General features: G+C 71.9%; 14 protein-coding genes. 13 read left to right on the forward strand and 1 reads right to left on the reverse strand.

Annotation, left to right across the window (positions count from 1 at the left end):
• The first annotated feature begins 19 nt into the window (after positions 1-19).
• Complete coding sequence (gene ychF / locus F5972_RS28780; RefSeq protein ID WP_150937836.1) at positions 20-1108, forward strand: redox-regulated ATPase YchF; 1089 nt, start codon at positions 20-22, stop codon at positions 1106-1108.
• Here ychF and F5972_RS28785 read toward each other — a convergent pair.
• Positions 1060-1521: a MerR family transcriptional regulator gene (locus F5972_RS28785; RefSeq protein WP_225311988.1), complete on the reverse strand. Its 462-nt coding sequence runs from the start codon at positions 1519-1521 to the stop codon at positions 1060-1062. The two genes, ychF and F5972_RS28785, sit on opposite strands and share 49 nt — an antisense overlap.
• A gap of 55 nt (positions 1522-1576) precedes the next feature.
• Between F5972_RS28785 and F5972_RS28790 the strand changes: the two genes are divergently transcribed.
• The 12 genes from F5972_RS28790 to F5972_RS37525 all read left to right on the forward strand — a co-directional run bounded on the left by F5972_RS28790 (position 1577) and on the right by F5972_RS37525 (position 17783).
• The gene (locus tag F5972_RS28790; protein WP_150937841.1) at positions 1577-2521 is read left to right on the forward strand and encodes an SDR family NAD(P)-dependent oxidoreductase; all 945 of its coding nucleotides are present in this window, start codon (positions 1577-1579) and stop codon (positions 2519-2521) included.
• A gap of 56 nt (positions 2522-2577) precedes the next feature.
• On the forward strand, positions 2578-3327 hold the full coding sequence (locus tag F5972_RS28795; RefSeq protein WP_225311989.1) for a group II truncated hemoglobin: 750 nt from the start codon (positions 2578-2580) through the stop codon (positions 3325-3327).
• Between the two features lie 363 nt (positions 3328-3690).
• On the forward strand, positions 3691-4359 hold the full coding sequence (locus tag F5972_RS37520) for a hypothetical protein (RefSeq protein ID WP_191910358.1): 669 nt from the start codon (positions 3691-3693) through the stop codon (positions 4357-4359).
• 374 nt (positions 4360-4733) lie between these two features.
• Complete coding sequence (locus tag F5972_RS28805; protein ID WP_150937845.1) at positions 4734-5741, forward strand: conjugal transfer protein; 1008 nt, start codon at positions 4734-4736, stop codon at positions 5739-5741.
• A 65-nt stretch (positions 5742-5806) separates the two neighbouring features.
• Positions 5807-6079, forward strand: a complete 273-nt coding sequence (locus F5972_RS28810; protein WP_396777362.1) for a hypothetical protein — start codon at positions 5807-5809, stop codon at positions 6077-6079.
• A gap of 21 nt (positions 6080-6100) precedes the next feature.
• A complete protein-coding gene (locus F5972_RS28815) occupies positions 6101-9259 on the forward strand; it encodes a TcpE family conjugal transfer membrane protein (RefSeq protein ID WP_150937849.1) in 3159 nt (1052 codons plus the stop codon).
• Positions 9260-9344: 85 nt separating this feature from the next.
• The gene (locus F5972_RS28820) at positions 9345-11822 is read left to right on the forward strand and encodes an ATP-binding protein (protein ID WP_150937851.1); all 2478 of its coding nucleotides are present in this window, start codon (positions 9345-9347) and stop codon (positions 11820-11822) included.
• On the forward strand, positions 11819-14440 hold the full coding sequence (locus F5972_RS28825; protein ID WP_225311990.1) for a type IV secretion system protein: 2622 nt from the start codon (positions 11819-11821) through the stop codon (positions 14438-14440). The genes F5972_RS28820 and F5972_RS28825 overlap by 4 nt, the downstream gene beginning before the upstream one ends.
• A 19-nt stretch (positions 14441-14459) precedes the next feature.
• Positions 14460-15122: a hypothetical protein gene (locus F5972_RS28830; protein ID WP_150937853.1), complete on the forward strand. Its 663-nt coding sequence runs from the start codon at positions 14460-14462 to the stop codon at positions 15120-15122.
• Complete coding sequence (locus tag F5972_RS28835; protein WP_225311991.1) at positions 15119-16273, forward strand: C40 family peptidase; 1155 nt, start codon at positions 15119-15121, stop codon at positions 16271-16273. Before F5972_RS28830 ends, F5972_RS28835 begins: the two co-directional genes overlap by 4 nt.
• Positions 16270-16659, forward strand: a complete 390-nt coding sequence (locus F5972_RS28840; protein ID WP_150937855.1) for a (deoxy)nucleoside triphosphate pyrophosphohydrolase — start codon at positions 16270-16272, stop codon at positions 16657-16659. Before F5972_RS28835 ends, F5972_RS28840 begins: the two co-directional genes overlap by 4 nt.
• Positions 16660-16772: 113 nt before the next feature.
• Complete coding sequence (locus tag F5972_RS37525; protein ID WP_191910359.1) at positions 16773-17783, forward strand: hypothetical protein; 1011 nt, start codon at positions 16773-16775, stop codon at positions 17781-17783.

Raw genomic sequence — 17783 nt, forward strand, 5'->3', positions numbered from 1 at the left:
GCCCCTAAACTCGTGGTACGTGAGCCTGAGCATCGGCATCGTCGGCCTTCCCAACGTCGGTAAGTCCACGCTTTTCAACGCGCTGACCAAGAGCGGGAACGCCCTGGCGGCCAACTACCCGTTCGCCACGATCGAGCCGAACGTCGGCATCGTCGGCGTCCCGGACGCGCGGCTGAACACGCTGGGGGAGATCTACAACTCCGCCCGCATCCTGCCCGCCAAGGTGGAGTTCGTCGACATCGCCGGCCTGGTGAAGGGCGCGTCCGAGGGACAGGGCCGGGGCAACCAGTTCCTCGCCAACATCCGCGAGACCGACGCGATCTGCCAGGTGATCCGGGTCTTCTCCGACCCCGACGTGACCCACGTGGACGGCGAGGTGTCGCCGCAGCGCGACATCGAGACCATCAACACCGAGCTGATCCTCGCCGACCTGCAGACGATCGAGAAGGCGGTGCCCCGCCTGCAGAAGGAGGCGCGCACCAACAAGGACCGCAAGGTCCTGCTGGAGGCGGCCGAGGCCGCGGCGAAGCTCCTCGACACCGGCACGACCCTGTACGCCGGGGGCAAGGGCGCCGGCATCGACCTCGCCGACCTGCGTGAGCTGCACCTCCTCACGGCCAAGCCGTTCCTGTACGTCTTCAACCTCGACGCGGACGAGCTGACCGACGAGGACCTGCGGGCCAAGCTCTCGGCGCTGGTGGCCCCGGCCGAGGCCGTGTTCCTCGACGCCAAGATCGAGTCGGAGCTGGTGGAGCTGCCCGACGACGAGGCGCTGGAGCTGCTGCAGTCCGTCGGCCAGGAGGAGTCGGGTCTCGCCCAGCTCGCCCGGGTCGGGTTCGAGACGCTGGGCCTGCAGACCTACCTGACGGCCGGGCCCAAGGAGGCGCGGGCCTGGACGATCCGCCGGGGCGCCACCGCCCCCGAGGCCGCCGGGGTCATCCACACCGACTTCCAGCGCGGGTTCATCAAGGCCGAGGTCATCTCGTTCGACGACCTGGTCGAGGCGGGCTCGATGACCGCCGCCAGGGCCGCCGGCAAGGCCCGGATCGAGGGCAAGGACTACGTCATGCGCGACGGCGACGTCGTGGAGTTCCGCTTCAACGTCTGATCCGGCCCCGGCTGGCGCTGCCAGGGCTCTCCGGTGCCGTCGGCGGCGAGGTGCCGTTCGTAGGCGGCCACCTTGCCGTCGATGAGATCGAGGCAGTCCCGTAGCTGCGCGAGCCGCTCGGTGACACGGCGCTGGTGCTCGCGCAGCACCTCGAGCCGTTCCGCTTCGTTGCCGGTGCCCTCGCGCACGAGCCGGGCCAGCCGGCTGATCACCGCCAGCGGCATGCCGGAGGCCCGGAACTTCACGCAGTTGCCCAGCCACTCGACGTCCCAGGCGCTGTAGACCCGCCGCCCGGCGTCGTCACGCCGCACCTCGCCCGCGAGCAGCCCCGCACGCTCGTACAGCCGCAGCGTGTGCACGCTCAGGCCGGTGCGCCTGGCCACCTCGCCGATATGGAGGACCTCAGCCGTCACGCGGTGATCGTAACCGGTTGACCTAGACCTCGGTCGAACACCTAGCGTCTGCGCCATGACCAGCGACACGACAGCTGACACGGGACAGCACGCCATCGCCGCAGGCAGCACGGCCGCCGAGGTGCTGGCCGGGATCGACCTGACCGGCAGGACCGCGGTCGTCACCGGCGGATACTCCGGCCTGGGTCTCGCGGCCACCCGCGCGCTCGCCGGGGCCGGGGCGCGCGTCGTCGTCCCGGCGCGCCGGCCCGAGACGGCGCGGCAGGCGCTCGCCGGCGTCGACGGCGCCGACGTCAACAGGGCCGAGGTCGAGCGACTCGACCTCGCCGACCTTGATTCCGTACGGGCGTTCGCCGAACGGTTCCTGCGCCGGCAGGCTCCCCTCCACATCCTGATCGCCGGCGCCGGGATCATGGCCTGCCCCGAGACCCGGGTGGGGCCCGGCTGGGAGGCGCAGTTCGCCGTCAACCACCTGGGCCACTACGCGCTGACGCACCTGCTGTGGCCCGCCCTCACGGCCGCCGGCGCGGCCCGCGTCGTCTCGGTCTCCTCCGGGTACGACGCGGGCTGGCGCATCCGGTGGGACGACCCGCAGTTCACCCGCGGCTACGACAAGTGGGCCGCCTACGCCCAGTCGAAGCTCGCCAACATCCTGTTCGCCCGCCACCTGGATCGGCTGGGGGGTCCGTACGGGGTCCACGCGTTCTCGGTCAATCCCGGCTGGATCCGCACTCCGCTGCAACGGCACCTCACGGCCGGCGAGATGGTCGCGGCCGGCTGGATCGACGCCGAGGGCAACTCGGCGCCCGGCCTGTTCCGGGCACCCGAGCAGGGTGCGGCGACGCTGGTCTGGGCCGCCACGTCACGCGAACTCGACGGGCGCGGCGGTGACTACTGCGCCGACTGCCGCGTCGCCGGAGAAGGCCCGGCGGACGACGGCGCGGCGGCCCGTCTCTGGGCGCTCTCGGCCGGCCTGACGGGTCTCGACCGCATTCATTGATCGTTTCGCTGTGGAGAGGTAGCTTTGGCCTTGATTACATAATTACAAAGGGGTGGGTGCTCGTGATCGTCGAATACATCCGTTACCGCGTTCCCGACGGGGAGGAGTTCGAGGCCGCCTACCGGCGCGCCGTCGTGCCGCTCGGGCGGGCGCCGCAGTGTCTCGACTACGAATTGTCCCGCTGTGTGGACGAGCCCGAGTGCTACATCCTGCGCATCACCTGGACCTCGGCCCGCGACCACCTCGAAGGCTTCCGCGGCAGCGAGCACTTCCGGGAGTTCTTCGCCGAGATCAAGCCGTACGTGTCGAACATCGAGGAGATGCGGCACTACGAGAAGGTGATCGAGAAGACCGAGCCCACGCTGTTCGAGTGGGCCGGGGGCGCGGAGGCGCTGGAGCGGCTGACCGAGGCGTTCTACGGGCGGGTCAAGGAAGACGACCTGGTCGGGCCGCTCTTCGCGCACATGGACAGCCGCCATCCCGCGTACGTCGCGATGTGGCTCGGCGAGGTCTTCGGCGGCCCGGCCCGGTACAGCGAGGAGCGCGGCGGCCACTCGCACATGGTCTCCCACCACCTCGGCAAGGGCATCACGGAGCGGCAGCGCCGCAGGTGGGTGAGCCTGCTCATGGACGCGGCCGACGAGGTGGGCCTGCCCGCCGACCCGGAGTTCAGGGCGGCGTTCGCGGGTTACGTCGAGTGGGGCACCCGTCTGGCCGTCCACTTCTCGCAGCCGGGAGCCACGCCGCCGGGCGAGGAGCCGGTGCCGCGCTGGGGCTGGGGCGTCATGCCGCCCTACCAGCCCTGACGCCGGGGCCGGACGCCAACGGCCATCCGTCTCCTCACCTCAGAGTCCCCTTCCGTACAAGCCGGCCCCAAGACGTGTGCGGGTAACATCCGCCGCGTCTCTCCCATCGGTCAGATCCTCCATGGCCTGCGGAAACGCTTGTATCAAGTGCCCTGGACGCCCTCGGGACGCTCCATTGAGCATCGAATTGAGGCCGTTGGGCGGCGACTCGTCAGGTGAACCCTCCCTTTTCAGTAATTGATCCCATTTCAGGCTGTATGTCGGCTTGATTGGGAGAGGGAGACGCCCACGGCGCAATTCGGGAGCCGGGAAAAGCCCAGGTGGCTCGACCTGCGCGGCCCGATACGGGCCCAAGGAGGGACCATGCATCGGAAGTCCGGACAGCTCGCTCTCTCGGCGGTCATCGCCGCGACGCTCACGGCCGGAGGGGTCGCTCTGGCGAGCGGCGCGGCCTCCGCCGCCACGATCGCGCCGCAGGAAAGGGTGCCGGGCGGATGGGCGCGCTCGGTCGCCTACACCCCCGTCCTGGAGCCGTCGCTGAGCATGGTCGCCGAAGTGCCGGCCATCTCCACGATCGCCGTACCGGAACTGCCCGCCAGCCTGATGGTCATACCGCAGGCGTACTCCGGCCTGAGCGGCCTGAGCAGCGAGATGGAGCAGGCGCGGGCCGACATCAACGCAGAGGCCGCCAGCGCTATGCAGCGCATCAGGGACGAGGCCGCCGGCGCCCAGCAGCGCATCCAGCAGATGGCGAGCGATGCCATGGCGCAGCTGCCGAGCGAGTCGTCCTCGCTCCCGTCCTCGCCGGAGTCGTCACTGCAGTCGTCCCAGGAATCGTCCCAGGAATCGTCCCAGGAGTCCGTCCAGGAGTCCTCCGAGCAGTCGTCGCTGGAGTCGTCCTCCTCGGCGCCGTCGTCCGTGGAGGCACCTCTGGAGGCTCCCCTGGAGCCGCCTCTGGAGTCGTCCGTCTCCGGAGAGTCGAGCCTCGGGACGGAGAGTGAGACGTCCTCCTCGTCCTCGGCCTGCCAGTGACGGGAGCGCGCACGACCGATCGGAGAGGGTCCCGCACGTACCGCGTGCGGGACCCTCGCGTGCGGAGGCCGGCTCCGGGCGGTACGTCCGCATCGCCATCTCTCCAGGCTGTGAAGACACCAATAGGTGGCGGTTAGGTAATCGCCAACCCCGCTGGCCAGGCATAACGCACTTTTCCACAGAGTGGATAGGCGTGGCGCCTCACAACGCGATGTAGACCTGGTTTGCTCGCTCGCGGCGATGCTTGCACCATGGGCGTGGCTTACCTGGAAGAATTGGCTAGACCGCTAGGGTGAATACTTCAATGCGGCTAACCGGAACGAGAGCAAGAGGAAACCGCGCCAGCCGGATGGATCGGCGCGAGCGGAGGCGTGATGGCTCGCAGGTCAGACGTCCAGCAGGATCCTCGGATCGCTGGCGACCCTGAGCCGTACCCTCCGGAGGGCCTCGACCGGTTGGCAGCACCTCACGGCACCGCCCCCCGGCGCAGAGGATGGAGCGGCGGCGGAGGCCGCTGGCTCGTCTGGGCCGGGCGCGCGATCCTCTGGGCCCTGATCATCGTGATCGTGGTCAACGGCGTCCGGGCGTTGTTCGAGCGTTCCATGCAGGACACCGGCACCGGCACCGCCCCGGCCGGAACGGCCACGTCGGCCTTCCCGACGACGCGGGCGGCGGCCTTCGCGGACCAGTTCGCGGCGGTCTACCTCAACTACGACGCGGCCAACCCCCAGCAGCGTGCGGAACGGCTGAAGGCGTTCCTGCCGGAGGGCGCCGACGCGCAGTTCGGCTGGAACGGCTACGGGCGCATGTCCGCCGGAGCCTTCCAGTACGCGGGGATCGACGTGATCGACGACCACAACGCCCGGGTGAGCGTGTCGTACCAGTCCGGGGACTCCCGTGGCCTGCTGTCCGTGCCGGTCTACTACGACGGCGGCAGGTTCGTGGTGTCGGCGCAGCCCGCCCTGCTGCCCGACCCTGGCCCGGCCGGTCTGCCCCAGCTTCCCGATCCCGACAGTGACTCCGCCACCGAGGCCGAACTGCGTCCGACGCTCGAAGGCTTCTTCAAGGCGTACGCCGCGGGCAATCAGGCGGATCTGCAGCGATACGTCGCGAACGGCGTGACGATCGAGGGCTTCAACGGCAGGTTCACCTTCGCCGAGCTGAAGAAGGTGTCCGTGCCACCGGGTGGTGCCGACAGCAGGAAGGTGACCGCGGTGGTGGTGTGGGCAGTGGCGTCCGGCGACGGGACGGCGCCGAGTCCGTCCCAGGACCCGGCCGGCGAGCCGGGGGGCCTCGAACAGGCCTACGAGCTGACGGTTGAGAAGCAGGGCGGCAAGTGGTTCGTCAAGGACATCCAGGGTGCGAACCGGTCCGTGGGGTAGCGCATGCCCGGCACAGACATCGCTGATCCATACCCCCGGGAGGGCGAGAGTTGATTGTGAAGACCATCGCGGATCATTTCCTTGATCTGGCCGCACCGTCGCCGGCGCCGGTGACGGGCATCAACACCGAAGGTCTCGCTGAATTCCTCAGGAAGTTCTTCGCCCCGCTGTTCCTCGCGGTCGTCTCCGTCGTGGCGATCTTCTTCCTCTTCACCCGTGAGATCACCAGGTTCGTGCAGTTCATCATCCTGGCGATCGCGATCGGTGTGATCTTCTACGTCCCCAACATCATCGAGGTGACAGCGAAGGCCATCGCGGGCGCGCTCGGGATCAAGTAATCGGGCGGAGAGGAGGTTCGGGTGGATCTGCCCACATATACGAATATCTGGCGTATCGAGAAGCGGCTGTACAAGCTGTACGACCTACGGCTGCCGATGCCGCTTCCAGTCGTCTGGATCGGTGTGTTCGTGGGTGTCTCCGTACCTTGGTGGCTCTTCCTCCTCCTGGTGAGACTGCCGCTGGAGGCGCCGTGGCACGTCGTCTACCTGGTTCCTCCGGGCGTGCTCACCTGGCTGTCCACCCGTCCGGTCATCGAGAACAAACGTCTCACCGAGCTTCTCCAGTCGCAGGTTCGCTACATGGCCGAGCCCAAGACCTGGTGCCGGATGGCTCCGTTCGACGAGCCGGACGAGATCGCCCTCACCGGGCGCGTCTGGCGGACCACCCCGCCTGCCCCCACCGGCAACGGCAGAACCGTCTCCCGCGGGGTCAGAGCCAGGGCGCGCCGCCCGATCTCGGTAAAGGTCGCCGCCACGGAGGCCGCGCAGCCCTCGGGCGCCTCACGAGCCGCCGCGGCGCACGCGGGCGGGCCGCCGCTCGACCCGTCCCGTGTCGTGCGCCCCGCGGTGGCCGCCGCTGCCGCCGCGGCCATGCCGGTCGCCACCGGCAGCCCCGCTCCGCTCCCCTGGAGCGGCGCCGCCGCCAAGCGTGACACCACGGGCGATGTCACGGGTGAGCGGGTCTACTCCCTGCCGCAGCCACCCCCGCCGGCGAGCCCCGCCCGTACGGGCGATCCCGTGCGTGACCGGCACACCGGCGGATCACCCGCCGGGTGGGAGGACGGCACTGCCCAGGACAGCACTGCCCAGGACAGCACTGCCCACAGCAGCACGGCCGACGACGGCATGGTCCACGACGCGGAGTCGCGGGACCGGGGCTCGGACAGGCAGGTGCCCGGTGCGAGCCCCGCCGCCGCCTCGCAGGCCCACCCGCAGGCCCAGTCGGAGCCGCGTTCCGAGGCCCACTCCGAGGCCCACCCCGTGCCGCCCATCGGTACAGAGACGCTGCGCCGTCTGCGCAGGCTCGCCGCGTCCTCCGAACCCCGCGCCATACTGCCCGCCGACCCGGCCTTCTCGACCCCGGGCCGGCACGATTCGGATGACGAGCGGGCCGCGGACCTCCCGGCCGCACCGGCCGTTCCGGAATCCGCCGCAGAAACCGCCCAGGAAACCGCTCAGCAAGCCGTCCAGGAAGTTGCTCCAAGGGCGGATTCCGACCGCGACGAGGCCGCGCGACAGGACGCGACCGCGCCGGGTGACAACGCGGGGGACCGGCACTCCGCCGCCTCCGCCACTCCTGCGACCTCGGCTGACTTGGCTACCTCCGAGTCCGCCGACGCCGAGCAGGCCGACGCCGGGCCGGGTGCCACCGAACCCGCTGCGAACGAGCCCATCACCCTTCGAGCTGCCAGCGCCGCCTCCGAGGCCGGGATCGGGCGGGCGGAGGACGACGAGCGCAACGAGGACGAGCGGGACCACGAGAAGCAGGTCCGGAGCCAGTGGGATCACGGTGATCGGGGCCAGGGTGATCGGGGCGAGGGTGCCGGGAGGAGCGAAGCCCCCGCGCGGCGGGACGACGCCGATGTTCTCGCGCAGCACCGCAGGGGGCGGCCGCCTCGGCTGGTGCGACCCCGTGAGCAGGGCGGCGTGTGGGGAGAGGCGCTCCCCGCGACGGCCCAGGCCCATACCTCGCCCGATCAGTCTGCGGACATCGCAGACGCCGGCGACATCAGGGACACCGGTGACGTCCCGAAGAGCGCTGAGCCTGCGGACGTGACGGTCATCGGGCCCTTCCGGACCGGCCCGACGGCGACTGCCGGTCCCTCGGAGGCCAACACCAAGGCCGACGGAAACATCGACGCCAGCGCCAGCGCCGACATCGATGCCGGCGCCGGCGCGGGCGCGGAGCGGGCCGGTGAAGTGTCCGCTCCGGCCGCGCAGCCGATCAGGATCAGGCCGCCCTACTCGCAGCCCCCCGCCGCGCACCGCTCCGAGCCGCAGCCGCCCAGTGCCCAGCCCGACGTCCAGCCCGGTGACACGCAACCCGGTGACGCGCAGCCGGGCGCCGGTCACCGGGAGGGGTCGTACGGCCTCGGCTCGGGATCGCCCGGTCCGGCGGGCAAGGGGAGCGTCACGCCTCCGGCGGGTCCCGCCGGAGTGCCGATCCGGACGGTCCCGGCGGGGCCCCGCCACGCGGCCCCGTCCGGCGCGCGGCCCGCGCTGCCCGCCGCCAGGCCCGCGACCGGCCGGCCGGGGCACGAGGAGCCGCCGCGGCTGCGCCGGGTCGAGGCGGTGGTGGGCCGCGACCCCTCCGGCGGCTGGCGGCGCCTGGCGCAGGTGGTCGTGGGCGGCAGCCGTACGGACGGCATGGAGGTCGACGAGGCGCGCGCCCGCGTCCCGCTGACCACCAGCAGGCGGATCATGGTGCTCGGCTGCACGGGCGGCGCCGGGCAGACGACCACGGCCTTAATGCTGGGCCACACGCTGGCCCGATACCGAGACGACCGGGTGCTCGCGCTCGACGCGAACACCGGCGAGGGCACGCTGACGACCAGGATCGCCGCCGAGTCGCCGGAGACGCTGAGCTCGCTGCTGGAGGGCTCCGAGGAGGTGAGCGGCTACCTCGGCATGCGGTCCTACACGACGCGCTGCGAGTCGGGCCTGGAGGTCGTCGGAGCGGACACCGACGACCGGGTGACCCAGCGCCTCGCGGAACGCGCGTTCCTGGCCGACTGGCGCCGGACGCTCGCCGCGCTCGACCGGCACTATCGCCTGACCGTCATCGACCCCGCGGCCGCGCTGGCCGCCCGCCTCCTGCCGTACGCCGACCAGCTCGTGCTGGTCGCCCCCGCGAGCGAGGACGCCTCCGAGGCGGTCGCGATGACGTACGAGTGGCTCGACGGCCACGGCTGCTCCGACCTGCGGCGGCGGGCGGTCATGGTGATCAACGGAGTGAGCCGCCGCAGCCTCCCCGACGTGGAGCAGGCGGAGGCGGTCGCCAGCGGCAGGTGCCGGGCGATCGTCCGCATCCCCTGGGAGGACGAGCTGGCGCCCGGACGGCCGGGACCGGTCGACATCACCCATCTCCGGACAGGCGGCCGCAGGGCGTACGTCGCGCTCGCGGGAGTGATCGTGAACGGCCTGGCGGCGGCCCAGGCCAAGCAGGAGGTGGCGAGATGAACGCCGGACGCGTGCCGCGGCGAGGGCGGTCGCGCGGGTCCGACGGGTCCCGGGACGTGCGATCAGGAGAGCTGGTGAAAGGTCGATGAGCAGGGCGCGCAGTCGCCTGGCGGTGCGGTACTTCGATGATCGGGTTCTGCTCACCGACTCGGCGGCCTGGGCCTACTTCCGCCTGCCGACGGTGAGCTACGAGTTCCTCACCCCCGAGGAGCGCGAGGCGCTGGCCACGAACGTCACGATCGCGCTGGCCGCGATCAGGATGCCGGACGCCGAGGTGCACCTGCGGGTCGCGCACCGGGCGTATCCCGCCGCGGAGTGGGCGATGGCCCTCAACGCGACCTCCGACGAGGGTCCGGGCTGGCGGGAGTACCTGGAGGAGATGTACCGCCACGTCTGGGCCAAGGACTTCTGGAGCAAGGAGGTCTACCTCGGCGTACGGCTCGGCCCGCGCGGCGCCCAGCTCGGCACCGGCGTGCTGGCCCAGCTGTTCGGCTTCTACCAGCGCGGCGAGAAGAAGCTGGGCATCGAGGACGACCACGTGCCGGACAGGGAGATCGCCCGGTGGACCGAGGCCGCCGAGCGGCTCGGCCGGGCGCTGGGCTCCAGCGCGCTCTATGCCCGCCACGCCACCTCGACCGAGATCGCCTGGTTGTTCCAGCACGCCGCGGCGGCCGGTCTCGGCGAGCCGCTGCCCTCGGCGTCGCCCCGCCGCAGATGGGGCAAGGGCGAGATCGAGGCGCTGGTCGAGGGCCAGATCCACAACGGCAGGTCGCTGCTGCGCATCCAGCAGCCGGCCGGCGAGGCCTACGTCGCGCACCTGTCGTTCGCCCGGTTCCCCGATCTCATGCCGTTCCCCGACGGCGAGCCGTGGCTGCACTTCACCGACCAGCTTCCCTTCCCCGTCGAGATCTCCAGCCGGATGCGGCTGATCCCGCCCGTACGGGCCAGCAAGGACGTGGCGCGCAAGCTCGCCCACGCCCGCGACATGGACATCCACATCCGCGAGGCGGGGGCCGAGGCTCCGCTGGCGCTGGCCGAGCAGATCGACGCCGCCCGCATGCTGGAGCACGGCATCACCAAGGAGCGGCTGCCCTTCGTCTACGGCTGGCACCGGCTGAGTGTCAGCGCGCCGACCGAGGAGATGTGCGTCCAGCGGGTCGAGGCCATCGTCGAGCACTTCCGCGACATCGGCGTCGACGTCGTCAACTCCACCGGCGACCAGTTCTCGCTGTTCTGCGAGGCGCTGCCGGGGGAGCGGCTGCGGGTCAACGCGTACGCCCAGCGGCAGCCGCTGCGGACGATCGCGGGCGGCATGGCCACCGCGACCGTCGAGATCGGCGACCGGGTCGACGAGTCGAACGCCGGGTGGATCGGGCCGTACGTCGGAGAGACGCTGGGCCGGGCGCGCAGTATCGTCCACTTCGACCCGCTCGTCGCGGCGGCGCGCAACCGCCCGACGGCCATCGCGATCACCGGTGAGCCGGGCGGTGGAAAGACCACGCTGGCGCTGCTGCTGATCTACCAGATGGCGCTACGCGGCGTCACGATCGCGGTGATCGACCCCAAGGGTGACGCCGAGTCGCTCGTACGGCTGCTGCGGGCGCGGGGCCGCAAGGCGCGGGTCATCCCGCTGGGGTCGGCCGCGCCGGGCCTGCTCGACCCGTTCGCGTTCGGCGACGACATCGCTGCGAAGAAGACGATGGCGACCGAGACCCTGCGGCTGCTGCTGCCGAGGATGTCGGAGGAGCGCGAGTCCGCCATGATCCAGGCGGTCGCGGCGGTGTCGAACGAGCCCGACCCCTCGCTGGGGAAGGTGGTCGACCACCTGGAGCAGTCGTCCGACCCCGCGTCCAAGAACCTCGGGGCCGTGCTGCGCTCGATGTCGGAGATGCACCTCGCCCGGCTCTGCTTCGACGCCTACGGCGGCGAGCAGATCGACACCGCGGGCTGGACGACGGTGTTCACGCTCGGCGGCCTCACGCTGCCCGACGTGGCGACGGTCAGGGACGACTACTCCTACGAGCAGCGGCTGTCGGTGGCGCTGCTCTACCTGGTGTCGCAGTTCGCCCGGCGCCTGATGAACGGGCTCGACCGGCGTACGCCGAAGGCCATCTTCCTCGACGAGGCGTGGGCGATCACGTCCACCCCCGAGGGCGCCAAGCTCGTGCCCGAGGTTTCACGGATGGGCCGTTCGCGCAACACGGCGCTCGTCCTGGTCTCACAGAACGCCGGTGACCTTCTCAACGAACAGGTCACCAACTGCCTGTCGTCGGTGTTCGCGTTCCGGTCCACCGAGCGGGTGGAGGTCGAGCACGTGATGGAGCTTCTCGGCGTGGACCCGTCGGAGGACCACAAGGGCGTGCTGCGCTCCCTGGGCAACGGGGAGTGCGTCTTCCGGGATCTGGACGGCCGGGCCGGCCGTATCGGGGTGGACCTTATTTCGGAGGAGCTGCTGCGCTGGCTTGACACCAATCCGACACACGACAAACCCGGCGAGAACATGCATGATCTCTTTGACGGGGGCTCCGGTCGGTCGGGGGTCGCGCAGGAGGTGCGATCGTGAGCGTGCGCAGGAACGGTCCCAGAGGCCGCACCGAAGAGGGTGGTAGACGCGGCAGGAGGCTCCGGCGGAGCCTCGCCCTGCTGTTCGTCGCCTTCGCGGCGTTCGTGACGCTGCCGCTGGTCTTCCCGTCCGGCACGGCGAGCGCCGACGGGATCTGCGACCTGTCGCCCAAACTCGCCCCCGAGATCGTGGGCGGCGGCGTCGACGGCCTGGTGCAGCCCCCGGCGCCGGAGGACGCGACGGCCGCCACCACCGGTAAGCCGCCCGCCGGTGCTGCGGACGGCTCGGCGGGGAGCACGGCGTCGAAGGAGCCGGTCACCAACTACGAGCGGTACGGCATGGCCGGGCAGTTCTGGCACACCTACGGCCTCGGGTGCTCCGACGTCACCGCCGTGCTCGGCAACGCGTGGGCCAACACGGTCTTCTCCTGGGCCAAGGCCGTCGACCGGCTGACGATCAGCACGTACCAGGCGGCGGCCACCGAGGGCCCGCTCCAGCCCATCAAGGAAGTCGCCGACGACATCGTCAAGAACCTCGCCGACGCGATGTACTGGCCGTACCTGCGCCCGGTCGTCATCCTCGCCGCGATCTGGCTGGCCTGGTACGGCCTCATCCGCAAACGCGCGACGACGACCACCGAGGGCGTCGTCTGGATGGTCCTCGCGGTCACGGTCGCGATCTGGTTCTTCAGCCGCCCGGGCGACTTCACCGGCCTCGGCAAGACCGTGACCGACAAGACCGGCGAGATCGTCAACTCGGCGTTCTCCGGCCTGCCGGGAGCGGGCGGCGCGTCCTGCCTGCCCATGAAGGCGACCGAGCCGGGCGAGGTGCCGAGCGAGCCCACGGCGGGCGGCTACGGCCGGCAGGGCACCCCCGGCGTGGCCCAGAACGCCGACGCCCTGTGGTCGATCCTCGTCTGCAAGCCGTGGCTGATGGGTGAGTTCGCCACGGCCGACCCCAACGCCGGTCTCGTGAAGGGCCTCGGCGCCAAGACCCTCGATCTTCAGGCGATCGACGCCCAGGAACTGGCCGCCAAGCAGACTCCGGCCTCCGACTCGCACCAGCAGCGGTTCGAGGAGGAGGTCGCCAAGCCGCTGCAGAGCACTCCGGTGTTCTTCCTCTTCCAGGGCAAGGACTGGACCAGCCGCCTCGGCATCGCCATCGGGGCGTTCATCGCGGCGATGGTCGCCGGTCTGCTCATCTTCCTCGTCGCGGTGTCGCTGCTCGTGCTGAAGGTCGGCTTCCTGCTGCTGCTGATGCTCGCGCCGGTCTTCCTGCTGATCGGCGTGCATCCCGGCTCGGGACGGATCATCGCCATGCGGTGGCTGGAGATGCTGGTCGGCACGCTGCTCCGTCAGGCCGTGCTCGCGCTGGTGCTGGGCATCCTCGTGTACGGCTACGCGCTGATCATCTCGACCAACCTGCCGTGGGGCATGCAGATCCTCTTCATGGCGCTGCTGACGATCGCGGTCTTCTTCTACCGCAGGCCGTTCCAGCATCTGTTCGCCTCGATGGACGGGCACACGCTCGCCACGCGGATGCTCGGCGAGGCCGCGACCGCGCCGACGCTCTCCCGGGCGGCCTCCGTGCTGCCGCCGGTCGCGGCGGCCCGGGCGGGCCGGTGGGGCCTGCGCAAGGCCGAGCCCGTCATCGGCGCCGCCGCGATGGCGAGCGGCGCGGGAGCCGCCGCCGCTGCCGCCTCCTCCGTGGCCCAGGGCCGGGTGCGTGGCGAGGAGGGCGCGGGCAACGTCCCCGCCCAGGCCGGAGCGCGCGCGGGGGCGCAACCCGCGCCGCTCGACGCCGACGGGCAGGCGGGCCGCCGCAAGGCCGGGGTCGCCGCCGCACGTCCCGGCACCGCCCCGCCGCTGAACCTGTCCGGCGTACGGGCGGCCGGGGCCCGGGGCCCGGCGAACGGCCAGGTGAACGGCCCTGCGAACGGCCCTGCGAACGGCCCTGCGACGGGACGGGCACCTGGACGGGTCACGGGAGGCGGGGCTGCGCCGTCACGGCCGTCCGGGCCGTCGGCTCCGTCCGCGCCGCCGCGGCGGGTGACGGGAGCCGCGGTCACCGGCGTCTCCGCCTCCTCCGCTCCTCCCTCCGCCGCTCCCACAGGCGGATCGGGTGGCGGGTCCGGCAGTGGCGGATCCGGTGGCGGGTCCGGGGGCGGCTGGTTCAGTGGCCGGTCCGGCGGCTGGGCCTCCCGGCCGTCGTCCACGCGCGGCTCCGGCGGCTCGGGTGGCTCAGGTGGCGGGTCGGGCAGCATCTTCGGCGGCGGCTCGGGTCGCTCGCCGCGGGGCTCCTCCGGCAGCGGGTCGGGGAGCATCTTCGGCGGCGGTTCGGGTCGCTCGTCCCGGGACTCCTCGGGCTCCTCAGGCGGCTCGGGTGGTTCGGGAGGCTCGGGCGGCCTGTTCGGCGGTTCGTCCCGCCGGGGTGACGCGGGCCGCTCCCGTCCGGCGCCGCCGCGTGACTCCCGTGACTCGGGATCGTCCGCCGGGCGGTCGCGTCCGGCCGAGCCGCCGCCGCTCTGGCTGCCGAGCCGGGGGGAGAGCACGCGCCGCGAGGGCGACGCTCCGGCCCCGTTCTGGGCCAAGCCGTCCGACCGCGACTCCGGCGAGTGACGGGACCACCGACGAGGCCATGAGAAGCCGGAACAGCGACCGGGGCAAGGGGCTCGCCTTCGTGGCGGCCGTGGTGGTGCTCGCCGCCGTCGGCGTCTACCTCACGATGAGCCCGTCCTCGGACGGCGACGAGCAGGCGAGACAGCAGTCGGTGGGGCGGTCGGCGGCCACCGGACGGGCGACCGCCGGAGGGGCGGCGACGGCCGCGCGGGAGCCCGGCCCGGTCGCCACCACTCCCGGCGCCTTCGACGTGTACGCGTACCTGCCGCTGTCGAGGGAGGAGATCGGCGCGGCGGCCGACCTCGCCCGCCGCTTCACCGAGGCGTACGGCACCTTCTCGTACGACGAGGAGGCGGCGGCCCGCGCCGAGCGGCTCACGGCGTTCGCGACCACCGAGTTCGCGGCCCAGCTCACCAGGACCGTCACCGATCCCGCCGTGGCGGACCAGAACGAGGCCGACCAGGTGGTCTCGAAGGGGTCGGCGAAGGTGGCGTCGATCCGCGACATGACGGGCGCCCAGGTGGTGTTCGTCGTCGACTCCACCCGGCACGTGTCGGACCGGAACGGCCAGAAGGACGTGCCCGAGCGGTTCGCTGTGACCGTCGTCAAGTCGGGCGCCGACTGGCGGGTGTACGACCTGCAACTGGCCGACTCCGGCCAGGACGGGGACACCTCGCCGTGACCGTCCCGCCGCGCGGCACCTCGGCAGTCCGCCGGCTCGCCTCGGGAGGGCGGTCCTGGCGGCTGATCGCCGTGGCCCTCGTCGTGATCGTGCCGGTCACGCTGTTCGCCTCGATCATCCTCATGACCCCGAGCCCATCGATGCTCCTCGGCGGCGGCGCGGACGGGAACTGCGCCGAGGCCGCCACGGGACCCGGCGCCGGGACGCCCGCGACGCCCGGGACGGACCTCTCCAAGACGGCGCGAAGCGACATCCCCGAGGACTACCTGGAGCTCTACAAGAAGTTCGGCAAGCAGATCGGCGTGCAGTGGAACGTGCTGGCCGCCATCGGCAAGCGGGAGACGAACCACGGCCGGTCCTCGCTGCCGGGCGTGCGCAGCGGCACCAACTACGCGGGCGCCGCGGGCCCGATGCAGTTCCTCATCAGCACCTGGGGCGGCCAGGCCAAGATGAAGATCGAGCCGGGCATCAACGGCTACGCCTCCGACGGCGACGGGGACGGCTTCGGCGACGTCTACAACCCGGCGGACGCCATCCTCGGCGCGGCCAAGATGCTCAAGCGCAACGGCGCCCCCGACGACCTCAGGAAGGCGATCTTCGTCTACAACCGCGCCACCTGGTACGTCGACCAGGTCCTGGAGATCGCCAAGCGTTACGCCGCGACGGGGGAGATCGGCGTGCCCGCCGAGGCCGACCCGGCCTGCGACTCGGGGTTCGTCGACAGCGCCCCCGACGACGTCGTCCGCCAGATCCTCCAATACGCTCTGGCGCAGCGGGGCAAGCCGTACCGGTGGGGCGGCACCGGCCCGGACGCCTTCGACTGCTCGGGGATCATCTACATGGCCTACCGGAACGCCGGTCTGAGCATCCCGCGGACGACCTTCGGCCAGTGGCCCTTCGGCGAACGGATCGAGCAGGGCGAGGAGCAGCCCGGCGACCTCGTCTTCTTCAACGCCGGGCCCGGCACGTCGAAGGACAATCCCGGGCATGTCGGGATGGTCGTCTCGCCCGGCACGATGATCGAGGCGAGGTGCACCCTCTGCGGGCCGATCAAGGTGACGACCTACCGCGACCGGCCGAACATCGTGGGCTTCACCCGGCCGCTCCGCAACGACACCGTGCTGGCGCAGCTCAAGCGGGCCCAGACGTGACCGGCAGGCTGGTCGTGGGCGCCGCGATCGTGGAGGACGGCCGGCTCCTCGCCGCCCAGCGGTCCGCGCCGCCGGAACTGCGCGGCGGCTGGGAGTTCCCCGGGGGGAAGGTCGACCCGGGGGAGGACGAGCGCGCCGCGCTGGTGCGCGAGTGCGCCGAGGAACTCGGCGTCGACATCGTGGTCTCGCGCCGCGTCGGCGGGGACTGGCCGCTGCCGAACGGCGCCGTGATGCGCGTCTGGCTCGCGGAACTCGCCGCGGGCGTCCCCCGGCCGATCGAGCACCTCGCGTTGCGCTGGCTGGAGCCGCACGAGCTGTACGACGTCGCCTGGCTGCCCGCGGATCTGCCGGTGGTCGCCGCGATCGAGACGCTGTTGCCCAGGTAAGACGTGGAGTTGGCCGGATAGGACGCAGAATCGTGCCCTGAGACCGGCTTTGCGGTGCCGTGGACCGAACTACAATCGGTGTTGACCTCGCACGCGCTGACAGGAGGCGATCGGTGATCGGACGCGCATACATCAGGGCCGCGTCCTCGGCCGCCGCGTCGCTGGCACTCGCCACGCTGGCGGTCGTGGTGATCAGTCCCATGCTCGGCGCGACCGCCGACCCGGTGAACCCGTGTGACGCCTCTCAGGGCGACGACTGCGACGTCGTCACCGTCACCGTCACCCAGACGCCGTCGCCCTCGCCCAGCCCGACCGCCGAGCCGGTGGTGACGAAGACCGTCACCGTCACGCCGACGCCCAAGCGCACCACCCGCAAGCCCCAGGCGACCCACACCACCACCCCGCCCGCGTCGACCGGCGGACAGCAGGGCCAGCAGGGGCAGCAGCCCCCCGCGACCACGGAGCAGTTCCCCTCGACGACGACCGAGGTTCCCGCCGGGGCGGGCGGCACGTCCGCCACCCCCACCCCGGAGACCGAGGGGCAGGTGAGCCTGCCCCCCGCGTCGGCGCCGGAGACGACCCCGACTCCCACCGCGGCCGCGTCGTTCGAGGAGCCCGCGCCCGACACGGTGCCGTACGAGATCCGCAACGCCTCACCCGAGTACGACAAGGCGTCGCTGGCCCACCGGCTCGCGATCCCCGCCGGTGTGCTCCTCGGCATCGCGCTGATCGCCTGGCTGATCTTCGAGGGCCGGCTCCGGCGGATGGCCCACGCCGCCGCCGTACGGCGGGGCGGCCCGGCGGTCGCCACGCCGGTCGTGCCGGAGACGCCGGCCGCCTATCCGGCGGGCTCCGGCTACGCCCCGATGGTCGGCTTCATGCCGGTCCCGTACGGGCAGCAGCCCTACCCCCAGCAGTACGCCGTGCCCTATCCGCAGCAGCCCTACGGCTACGCCGTGCCGTACGGGTACGCCCAGCCGTACGGCTACCCGGCCGGAGACCCCGCACAGGGACAGGCACCGGCGCAGGCGCAGCAGGGCGGCGTGCCCGACCCCTGGAGCACGGCGGTCGGAGAGCCCCAGCAGCGCCCGGGCGAGGCCCCCGACGCCCAGCCCCGGCAGTAG

Source organism: Microbispora cellulosiformans (assembly GCF_008728085.1).
GTDB lineage: Bacteria > Actinomycetota > Actinomycetes > Streptosporangiales > Streptosporangiaceae > Microbispora > Microbispora amethystogenes.